At 61.7% G+C, this 10,072-nt stretch carries 7 protein-coding genes and 1 pseudogene; 4 read left to right on the top strand and 4 right to left on the bottom strand.

Features of this window, described 5'->3' with window-relative positions; all coding sequences use genetic code 11:
* Positions 1-145: 145 nt before the first annotated feature.
* Positions 146-1,332, bottom strand: a pseudogene (locus tag AB5Y50_RS18830) (acyltransferase family protein).
* A gap of 259 nt (positions 1,333-1,591) precedes the next feature.
* On the opposite strand from AB5Y50_RS18830, the gene AB5Y50_RS18825 reads away from it, so the two are divergent.
* Entirely contained in the window at positions 1,592-2,236 is a 645-nt protein-coding gene (locus tag AB5Y50_RS18825; protein ID WP_201985470.1) for a glutathione S-transferase family protein, read from the top strand.
* Positions 2,237-2,696: 460 nt separating this feature from the next.
* Here AB5Y50_RS18825 and AB5Y50_RS18820 read toward each other — a convergent pair whose 3' ends face one another.
* Positions 2,697-3,890, bottom strand: coding sequence for a class I SAM-dependent methyltransferase (locus AB5Y50_RS18820; protein WP_201985472.1), 1,194 nt, complete (start codon positions 3,888-3,890; stop codon positions 2,697-2,699).
* Between the two features lie 183 nt (positions 3,891-4,073).
* Positions 4,074-5,504, bottom strand: a complete 1,431-nt coding sequence (locus tag AB5Y50_RS18815) for a methyl-accepting chemotaxis protein (protein WP_201985474.1) — start codon at positions 5,502-5,504, stop codon at positions 4,074-4,076.
* Positions 5,505-5,589: 85 nt separating this feature from the next.
* Here AB5Y50_RS18815 and AB5Y50_RS18810 point away from each other — a divergent pair, with 85 nt between their 5' ends.
* Positions 5,590-5,862, top strand: a complete 273-nt coding sequence (locus tag AB5Y50_RS18810) for an acylphosphatase (RefSeq protein WP_010674727.1) — start codon at positions 5,590-5,592, stop codon at positions 5,860-5,862.
* Positions 5,863-5,874: 12 nt separating this feature from the next.
* On the top strand, positions 5,875-6,609 hold the full coding sequence (locus AB5Y50_RS18805; RefSeq protein ID WP_201985476.1) for a CHAD domain-containing protein: 735 nt from the start codon (positions 5,875-5,877) through the stop codon (positions 6,607-6,609).
* Positions 6,610-6,680: 71 nt separating this feature from the next.
* On the opposite strand, the gene metG is transcribed toward AB5Y50_RS18805, so the two are convergent.
* Positions 6,681-8,714, bottom strand: coding sequence for a methionine--tRNA ligase (metG, locus tag AB5Y50_RS18800; RefSeq protein ID WP_201985478.1), 2,034 nt, complete (start codon positions 8,712-8,714; stop codon positions 6,681-6,683).
* A 185-nt stretch (positions 8,715-8,899) separates the two neighbouring features.
* Here metG and apbC point away from each other — a divergent pair, with 185 nt between their 5' ends.
* Complete coding sequence (apbC, locus tag AB5Y50_RS18795) at positions 8,900-9,982, top strand: iron-sulfur cluster carrier protein ApbC (RefSeq protein ID WP_113978935.1); 1,083 nt, start codon at positions 8,900-8,902, stop codon at positions 9,980-9,982.
* Positions 9,983-10,072 lie beyond the last annotated feature (90 nt).

Here is a 10,072-nt window from a genome sequence, read left to right as displayed (position 1 = left end):
TGATTCGAACTGGAATTCACACAAAGCTCAGGGGATTGTCGGGTTCAAAAAGAGCCGTACTCTTCGCCTTGCTCAGGCTAGTCCCACTTTGAGCCGCCCCGACGGCGTGCCTGTCTTGCATCGGGGCAGCATGTGGTGACGGAAGCTAGCCAGCTTGCTCCATCACTGGTTGGGGAGCCTTGCCTAGCCGGCGCAGGCGCCGTTGCAGCGGCCGCTCCAGCAGGGTGTAGCTCAGCGCCGAGAGCCCGATCAGTACGGCGAGCATCAACAGGGTGGCCAGCACGCCCAGCAAGGGGTTGGTCTGGGCGTACCACCACGCGGTGAGCCCCGGCGCCAGATAGTGGACAAGCTCGCAGCCGGTGAGCAGCACCAGCGCGTGCAGCAGGTAGATGGAGTAGGAGAGATCCCCCAGCCAGTTGGTGAAGCGGTTATCCAGGAGGCGCAGCAGCGGGCTCTGGCGATCGCCCTGGCAGGCGGCAATCCAGATCAGCAACACGTAGGCGCTGATCAATAGCAGGGTCAGCTGCGGCGTCATGGTGAACTGCATCAGCGCGAAGGGGAGCAAAAAGGCGAGCAGCAGCGGCAGATCCCGCTGCATCATGGGCCACTGGCGGGCAGCCTTCACCTTCGGCAGCAGCCAGAGGCCGAGCACGAATTCACTCACCCCGCGCCCGATGGCCAGCGCCCCGCTGGTGACATCCAGGGTACCGCGACTGTGCACGATAAAGGCCAGCACCGTCAGGGCCAGCAAGGGGGCGAGGTTGCTCCAGCGGCTGCGGGTGACGGCGAGGGGAATGAGCCGCGGAAACAGCAGATAGCTAATCCACTCCACGCTGAGCGACCAGGCGGCGAAGTTCCAGGTCAATCCGTGATCGGTCACCACCTGCAGCAGCAACAGGCTGCTTGGCAGCGCCTCGGTCGGGGTAAAGGGTGAGCCGAACGGAGGCATTCCTTCCCACTCCCACATCTTGAACAGGGGGCCGGCGTAGAAGCCAATCCCATGGTGGGCCTTGTAGAGCTCCCAGCCCACCAGCAGCAGCAGGGTCACCAGGTAGAGGGGATAAACCCGGGTCAGCCGCAGCCAGAGGAAGCGGCCATAACTTATGGTGCGGGGGGCGTGCGGGCGAAGGCCTCCCCGTAGACGTGGGCCAGCACCAGCCCGCTCAAAATAAAGAACAGATCGACCCAGAGGTAGCCGTTCTCGATGAGTTGGGTGTGGCCGGCGATCGACTCCATCCACTGGGGAAAGAGCAGCAAGCGGGCATGGAACAGCACCACCATCAGGGCAGCAATGCCCCGCAGCGGCGTCAACAGCGGCAATGATTGATTCATGACGGGATCCTTGATGATGTTCAGCTTGGCCTGACATCGATTTTTGTTGTGGTGCCGCTCATCAACCCTGATGAGTCGGCTGCCCCGGCTTGGCGGCCACAGGCGGGATCACCCTACCTAAAAGAGAGTCATACGAGTGTGGTTGCCGTCATGAATGGGCGTTTATCATCCCAAAACCAGCATGGGATAGGGACGCATCGAAAATAGAGAGGGGATCTAGACTAGGGAAGTCATCCCTCTGAGCGTCAGGAACATCCTCATGAAACTCTATGCCCACCCCTTCTCGTCCTACAGCCAGAAAGTGCTGATCGCTCTCTACGAGAATGCCACCCTGTTCGAATACCGGAACCTCGAAGAGCCAGCGGCCAGCGCCGAACTTGCCGCCCTTTGGCCACTCAAGCGCTTCCCGGTGTTGCTGGATGATGGTCGCTGCATCCTCGAGAGCAGCACCATCGTCGCCCATCTGCAGGCGCACCATCCGGGCCCCGTCAGCCTGATCCCGCCCGGCGATGCGGGTCTGGAGGTGCATATGCTGGATCGCGTCTTCGACAACTATGTGATGACGCCGATGCAAAAAGTGGTGCTGGATGCGCTGCGCCCGGTCGCGGATCGTGACAGCTATGGCGTAGCGGAGGCCCGCGAGCTGCTCAATCAGATCTACCCCTGGCTTGATCAGCGACTGGAAGGACGCCACTGGATTGCCGGCGCAGACTTCACGCTAGCCGATTGCGCCGCCGCCCCTTCGCTCTTCTACGCCGACTGGGCCCACGAGATCCCGGCTGGCTATGGCCGTCTGTGTGCCTATCGCGCCCGTCTGCTCAATCATCCCTCCATCGTGCGGGTGGTGGAGGAAGCGAGGCCATTTCGACACTACTTCCCGCTGGGCGCGCCAGCGCGTGATTGAGCGGGATGACTTGTGGTGGGCGAGTATTGTCGCCCCAGGCAATGTGCGAGGCGGACAGGGGCATGGCGTGATCCATTGCAGGGGAAAATAGCAATATTCGTTAAAATGAGTGGATATGCGTTTATGGCTGATATTTCCCCGAGGATTTTTGAATGTTGATGCGTAATATTTCATGCTTTTGCATAAAGCAAATGCCGGGCATGTCTCTGCTGGTGGGTTGTGTAGTGAAAGAGAGATGAGAATCGGGTTAACGATACGGCAACCTTTGATTGAGGATGGCTGTCGTCAGTCGAAGAGGAGGGATGGGGGCAGCAATCGCTGTTGGTGGCAAAGTCGGGGGGGAGGTTGTCTCTTTGGCGGCCGCATAAAAAAAGCCCGCTACGATCGCGGGCTTCTTGATGGCTTGCCGGACCCGGAACTGGAACCGGGGGCAAGGGAGGTCAGCGCTGGTCTGCTCGGCTTAGCGGGCGCGCACTACCAGCCCCTTGAGGTAGAAGCCTTCCGGATAGGCGGTGCCGATGGGGTGATCGGATGCCTGGGAGAGGAGCTCCAGGATCTGGGCGTCGCGACCGGCATCGAGGGCTGCATCGGCGACGATCTTCTGGAACAGGCTCTGCTCCATCAGGCCGGAGCAGGAGTAGGTCAAGAGCACGCCACCCGGCGCCAGCAGCTGGAACGCCAGCATGTTGATGTCCTTGTAGCCGCGGCAGGCGCCCAGCAGCTGGGCCTTGCTCTCGGCAAACTTGGGCGGGTCCAGCACGATGACATCGAACTTCTCGCCCTTTTCGCGATATTCGCGCAAGAGCTTGAAGACGTCGTGACGCACGAACTGGGTGTTGCTGGTATCGAGACCGTTCAGTTCGGCGTTCTGGCGGGCGATGTCCAGCGCATTCTGGGAGAGATCGACGTTGACTACCTCCTTGGCACCGCCCTGGAGGGCATAGACCCCGAAACCGCCGGTGTAGCAGAAGCAGTTGAGCACCCGCTTTCCTTCAGTGTATTTCGCTGCGGCAAGGCGGTTATCCCGCTGATCCAGATAGAAACCCGTCTTGTGACCGTTACGAATATCGACCAGGATCTTGACGCCGCCGTTCTCCTCGATGACCACGGGGTCGGTCGGGGTCTCGCCATGGATGACGCCGGTGCGCTCCTTCAGCCCTTCCTTCTTGCGCACGGCCACGTCGGAGCGCTCATAGATGCTGCACTCGGGGTAGAGGGTACGCAGGGCTTGCGTGATCAGCTCGCGCTGGAACTCGGCACCGGCAGAGAGAATTTGGCACACCAGGAAGTCGGCGTAGCGGTCGATGGTCAGGCCCGGCAGACCGTCGGATTCGGCGGCGCAGAGGCGATAGCCGGTGAGGCCCTGGCGCTTGATGAGCCCGTCACGGGACTCCTGCGCATATTTGAGGCGACGGATGAAGAAGTCGAGATCGACGTTCTCATCCTTGTCGAAGGTCCAGACCCGGGCACGGATCTGGGAGCTGCCGGACCAGGCGCCACGGGCGAGCCATTTGCCGTCATGGGTGAAGATCTCGACGGTATCGCCGTCAACGGGGTTGCCCTGCACCCGCTCAATGCCCTTGGAGAAGATCCAGGGGTGGCGACGCAGCAGGGATTTTTCGCGGCCTTTGACGAGATAGATGGAAGCGCTCATGGGTAGTTGCCGATGGTAGAAAAGAAGGGGGCATATAGTAGGGGCTGTGAGGGTAGGCACGCAAGCCGCGTCTACCGGGATCCATGCATCCTCACGCGGTCAGGGTCGGATGGGCTGTTTCGCGTGTCCCCAGCGCCTGGCCCAGACGCGGCAGGCCATCTGGACGATGGCCTGCCGGAGGGGTCAGATCCGCAGGCCGGTCAGCGCCTGACCGAGTTCGCTGGCGGTTCCCTTGAGGCCGGTGGTGCCGGCGACCGCCGCGCTGGCGGACTCCTCCACCCGGCTTGACTCGTGGCGCACCTTGTCGAGGTTGCGGGTGATCTCCTCTGCCACCGAACTCTGCTCTTCGCTGGAGGTGGCGATCTGGGTGCTCATCTCCAGCACCGCATCGCTGTGGTTGCTGAGCCGCTCGATGTCCATGCCCACTTCGGTGATGAGCTGCTGGCTGTCGGCGGCGCGCCCTACCGTCTTCTCCATGATGTCGTTCAGCGCCCCGGTACCGGCCTGGAGCTCCTCGATCATCTGCTGGATCTCCACGGTCGCCTGCTGGGTGCGGCTGGCGAGGGTGCGCACCTCGTCGGCCACCACCGCAAAGCCGCGTCCCTGTTCACCAGCCCGGGCGGCCTCGATGGCGGCGTTGAGGGCCAGCAGGTTGGTTTGCTGGGAGATGGCGTTGATGACGTTGACCACTTCGTTGATGCGATTGGCGTTGTGAGTCAGCCGCTCGACCGCGCCCGAGGCATTGCCAATCTCGTCTGCCAGGGTGCGGATGGCGGTAATGGTACGTGCCACCCGCTGTGCCCCGTGAGTCGCCTCGTCGCTGGACTGGCGGGTTTGCAGCAGGGTGTCGTTGGCGTTGCGGGCTACCTCGCGAATGGCGGCGGACATCTGCTCCATGGCGGCGGCCAGGGAGTCCATGTGCTGGCGCTGGGCACGGGCAAGCTGCTCGCCGTCGCTGGCATGCTCGCGAAACTCATCTGCGGCCAGGGTAAGGGCATCGGCGGACTCTTCCACCAGTTGCACTATCTTGTGCTGGCGGTCGGTGAAGGTGTCGATGCTGCCCGCCAGAATGGAGAACTCGTCCCGCACCGGGAAGAAGTTGAGCCGGAAGGTGAGATCGCCGTTCGCTACCGTCTGCAATGCCTTGTTGGTGGAGTAGAGGGCCCCCGAGACAAAGGTCATCAGATAGTGGGTGATGAGGGCCAGCAGGGCGGCCAGCACCGCGATGATGGTGAGCGTGGTGCCCTGACCATCCCAGAGGGCGTAGTGACTCGTATCCAGGGTGCCGGAGACGACGCCCGCCTGACCTGCGCTGGCGCCATAGCGATAGATGTTCCCCTGCTGGCTAAGGCCGGTGGCCGCGCCAGGCGTGAGTACGAGATCCGCGGGCAGGGTAAGGGTCGGCTGCTGGCTCACCAGCTGGGCCGTGGTCTCGACCCGCCCTTTTAGCTGATCCACTCTGAGCTGCATCGCCTGATCATGGCCGTCGGCCAGCAGGTACCAGGTGAGGAAGGCGATGAACACCAGGGGGCACCAGAAGGTGATGAGAAATTTCTCGCTGATCGTGAGGTGAATGAGATAACGGTCAACCCACCGAAACTTTACTTCTTTCATAATGGTATTGCGTCCTGCAAGGGGAAGAGAGTGTCGCGCTCATTATCGCCCCGGGGAAAAATTACTTAAGGGAAAGGTGTGATAAATGGGAGAGCAATCGTTTGTCGTGCGGGTGTGGGGTCAGGTTCAGGGGGTGGGGTTTCGCTACTTCACCCGGGAGCGGGCGCTGCAACTGGGGCTGCGGGGGCATGCCTACAACCTGGAAGATGGTTCGGTGGAAATCCTGATTGCCGGTCCCGAACAGAAGGTACAGATGATGCTGGGCTGGCTTGAGCACGGTCCCCGAACCGCCACCGTCACCCGAATGGAGTGCACCCAGGCGTTGCCACCCACCGGAACCGGTTTTCATACCAACTAGCCGGGAGGGTTCATGGGGGAGAGCGGGATTGCTCAGGCCAACCGGCTCGTTGGGCAATATCGGGGGGCGACCCTGGCACTGCGCCAGCACAAGGGGATGGAAGAGGTGCATGCCTACCGGATAGCGGCCCGCCGCCTGCTGGCGCTGCTCGCCCTGTGGCGACCCCTCATTCATGAGCCCGAGCTGGAGCGGCGATTGGCCCGTGCTGTCGGCAAGCTCTCCGCCCTGCGCGATGCCCAGGTCTATGCGCAGCATCATGGTGGCTCGCTTCGGCAGAACCGCTTGCCACGGGTCCCCCTGTTGACCGGCCCGCTGGCCCGTTGGCTGGCCCGACTGGAAGAGGTACCCGTCGGTGTCGATCTCTTGCCGCTGTTTCAGCTGCATCTGGCGCTGTCACTGTCGGAGGCACTGGCTAAGACCTCCTCCCTTCCTGTGGGCATCAGGGCGAAACTTCGGTGCTGGCACCGGCTGCGTCTGGTGCTGAAACAGGCGCGCTACGGGATGGAGCTGCTGACAGCACAGGGGGGAGGGGATCCGGCCTGGTTGTCTATGCTGGTGAGCTGGCAGGAGCGGCTTGGGCAATTGCAGGACAGACGCCAATGGCTCAGACGCCTTGGGGGCGAAACGGGGCGGGGCCAGCAACGGCGAGCCCTGAAAACAGAGATCCGCTGCCAACTACTGCAACTGGATTGCCATCAGGCGGAGCTGGTCGGCCTTCGCATGGCATTGCTGCAGAGCGGGCAGTAAGCACCCCACAAGATAAAAAAAGAGAGGCCATTGGCCTCTCTTTTCATTGGGACTGTCCGGGAAGGGGCGTATTACTTCACGCGCATGCCCGGCTGAGCACCTTCCTGGGGCTCGAGGATCCAGAGATCCTTGCCGCCCGGACCTGCCGCCAGCACCATACCTTCGGACATGCCAAAGCGCATTTTGCGCGGGGCCAGGTTGGCCACCATCACGGTCAGCTTGCCTTCCAGATCTTCCGGGTTGTAGGCGGACTTGATACCGGCAAAGACCTGACGGGTTTCGCCGCCGATATCCAGTTGCAACTTCAGCAGCTTCTCGGCTTCCGGCACCGCTTCGGCTTTCTTGATCAGCGCCACCCGCAGGTCAATCTTGGCAAAGTCGTCGTAGGTGATGGTCTCGCTGATGGGATCGTCCACCAGGGGGCCTGCCGGCTTCTTGCTCTGCTCCTTGGCGAGATCTTCCTTGGACGCTTCCACCATGGCATCCACCTTGGCGGACTCGATGCGGGAGAAGAGTGCCTTGAAGGGGGCGACGCCGTGGTCGACCAGAGGGGCGGCGATGCCATCCCAGGTCAGGGTTTCGCCAAGGAAGGCTTCGGCGCGCTCGGCCAGTTGCGGCATGACGGGCTTCAAGTAGGCCATCAGCACGCGGAACAGGTTGATGCCGACGGAGCAGACGGCTTGCAGCTCGGCATCCGCCCCTTCCTGCTTGGCGATGACCCAGGGAGCCTTGTCGTCCACATAGCGGTTGGCCTTGTCGGCCAGTGCCATGATCTCGCGGATGGCGCGACTGAATTCGCGCGCTTCATAGGCTTCGGCGATGCTGGCGCTGGCGTTGGCAAACTCGGCGTAGAGTGCGGGCTCGGCGCAGGTGGCGGCCAGCTTGCCGTCAAAACGCTTGGCGATAAAGCCGGCGTTGCGAGAGGCCAGGTTGACCAGCTTGTTGACCACGTCGGCGTTGACGCGGGAGACGAAGTCTTCGAGGTTCAAGTCCAGATCGTCGATGCGGCTGTTGAGCTTGGCGGCGTAGTAGTAACGCAGGCACTCCGGATCCAGGTGCTTGAGATAGGTGGACGCCTTGATAAAGGTGCCCTTGGACTTGGACATCTTGGCGCCGTTGACGGTCACATAGCCGTGCACGTTGACCTTGGTCGGCTTGCGGAAGTTCGCGCCTTCCAGCATGGCCGGCCAGAACAGGCAGTGGAAGTAGGCGATGTCCTTGCCGATGAAGTGATAGAGCTCGGCGTCGGAGTCCGCTTTCCAGTAGCTGTCGAAGTCGATGTCGCCGTGCTTCTTGCACAGGTTCTTGAACGACGCCATGTAGCCGATGGGGGCGTCCAGCCAGACATAGAAGTACTTGCCGGGGGCACCGGGAATTTCGAAGCCGAAGTAGGGGGCGTCACGGGTGATGTCCCACTGCTGCAGGCCGCTTTCGAACCACTCTTGCATCTTGTTGGCCATCTCTTCCTGGATGGCGCCGGAGCCGCGTACCCAGTCGGCGAGCCAGGCTTCGAACTGGGGCAGGTCGAAGAAGTAGTGCTCGGAGTCCTTCATCACCGGGGTCGCACCGGAGACGGCGGATTTCGGATCAATCAGCTCGGTCGGGCTGTAGGTGGCGCCGCAAGCGTCGCAGTTGTCACCGTACTGATCGGGGGACTTGCACTTGGGGCAGGTGCCTTTGACGAAGCGATCCGGCAGGAACATGGATTTTTCCGGATCGAACAGTTGGGAGATGGTGCGGATCTTGATTTTGCCGGACTCTTTGAGGCGGCCATAGATCACGCCAGCCAACTCGCGGTTCTCGTCGCTGTGGGTGGAGTGGTAGTTGTCGAAGCTGATGTTGAAACCGGCAAAATCCCCCTGGTGCTCCTGGGAGACGGCTGCAATCATCTCTTCCGGCGAGATCCCCATCTGCTGAGCCTTGAGCATGATGGGCGTACCGTGGGCATCGTCGGCACAGACGAAATGCACCTGATGGCCACGCATTCGCTGATAACGAACCCAGATATCGGCCTGGATGTGTTCCAGCATGTGGCCGAGATGGATGGAGCCGTTGGCATAGGGGAGGGCGCAGGTTACCAGCATTCTACGAGGATCAGTTGCCATAATACGTTCTTTATGTGCCTGTTGGGATGATACAGTGCCGTGCATGTTACCCGAATTGGGGGCGGCCTGCCTAGGGTTGTGGCCCCCGGTGCCCTGACTGGCGGCATCACGATGACGTCGGCAAGCCACTGATTTATGTGCGGTAACCGTTCACCTCAGCATAACGACAACATAATGGGGAGTTAATGGTGATTGATTCAGTAAAACAGATCCTGGCCGAATTTAAGCCGGCAGGATGGGGCAAGGATCTGGTCGCGGCCGGTTTTGTGCGTTCCGTCGAGCGGCACGAACAGACCCTGGCCATCACGCTGGTGCTGCCCTTTGCCGGCCAGTCCCTGTTTGAACAGATCAAAGAGGAGTTCGATTCCCGGCTGCGCAGCGCAACCGGCGCGACCCGCATCGACTGGACGGGGGAGATAGACGTGGCCAGCATGCCCCGCGCGCAGCAACTGGCGGCGGTGCAGGGGATCCGCAATATCCTGGTGGTTGCCTCCGGCAAGGGAGGGGTGGGCAAGTCCACTACCGCGGTCAACCTGGCGCTGGCGCTGCAAAAAGAGGGGGCGCGGGTCGCCCTGCTGGATGCGGACATCTATGGCCCCTCCATCCCGACCATGACGGGGACCCTCAAGGAGCGCCCTGTCAGCTTTGATGGCAAGTTGATGGAGCCGGTGATGGCCTGCGGCATCAAGAGCAACAGCATCGGTTATCTGGTGGCCGAGCAGGATGCCACCATCTGGCGCGGTCCCATGGCGAGCAAGGCACTCGGGCAGATCCTGCACGAGACCCGCTGGGGCGAGGTGGACTACCTGGTGGTGGACATGCCCCCGGGCACCGGCGATATCCAGCTGACGCTGGCCCAGCAGGTGCCCACCACGGCGGCGGTGATCGTCACGACGCCCCAGGATGTGGCGCTGGCAGATGCCCGCAAGGGGATTGCCATGTTCAACAAGGTCAATGTGCCTGTGCTTGGCATCGTCGAGAACATGAGTTACCACGTCTGCAGTGCCTGCGGGCATCACGAGCCGTTGTTCGGTACCGGCGGTGGCCAGAAGATGGCGGAGCAGTATCACGTGGCGCTGCTTGGTCAGTTGCCGCTGCATATCGACATTCGCCAGCACATGGATGACGGCTGCCCCACCGTGTTCGGTGCGCCGGATGGCGAGCTGTCACAGACTTACCTGAAACTGGCTCGCCGGGTAGGGGCCGAGCTCTATTTCAGCGCAAAACCGATTGCGACCCCGCTCTACACGGTGGCGCTGGACGAATAATCGGCGTTCGGCCAAGGGGGACGGATTTGGGGTGGGCATGGCCACCCCTTTTTCATATAATGGATCGGTTTAAACAATCCCCAGTGCTCT

It is taken from the genome of Aeromonas sp. s6 (genome assembly GCF_040907815.1).
GTDB classification, from domain to species: Bacteria; Pseudomonadota; Gammaproteobacteria; order Enterobacterales; family Aeromonadaceae; genus Aeromonas; species Aeromonas caviae.
The sequence above is the reverse complement of the archived record's forward strand: the minus strand, read 5'-3'. Positions and strand labels throughout refer to the sequence as shown.

Excerpts from the sequence above, each read along its gene's own strand:
- AB5Y50_RS18825 (WP_201985470.1), top strand. The coding sequence starts at position 1,592 with ATGAAACTCTATGCCCACCCCTTCTCGTCCTACAGCCAGAAAGTGCTG.
- AB5Y50_RS18820 (WP_201985472.1), bottom strand. The coding sequence starts at position 3,890 with ATGAGCGCTTCCATCTATCTCGTCAAAGGCCGCGAAAAATCCCTGCTG.
- AB5Y50_RS18815 (WP_201985474.1), bottom strand. The coding sequence starts at position 5,504 with ATGAAAGAAGTAAAGTTTCGGTGGGTTGACCGTTATCTCATTCACCTC.
- AB5Y50_RS18810 (WP_010674727.1), top strand. The coding sequence starts at position 5,590 with ATGGGAGAGCAATCGTTTGTCGTGCGGGTGTGGGGTCAGGTTCAGGGG.
- AB5Y50_RS18805 (WP_201985476.1), top strand. The coding sequence starts at position 5,875 with ATGGGGGAGAGCGGGATTGCTCAGGCCAACCGGCTCGTTGGGCAATAT.
- metG (WP_201985478.1), bottom strand. The coding sequence starts at position 8,714 with ATGGCAACTGATCCTCGTAGAATGCTGGTAACCTGCGCCCTCCCCTAT.
- apbC (WP_113978935.1), top strand. The coding sequence starts at position 8,900 with ATGGTGATTGATTCAGTAAAACAGATCCTGGCCGAATTTAAGCCGGCA.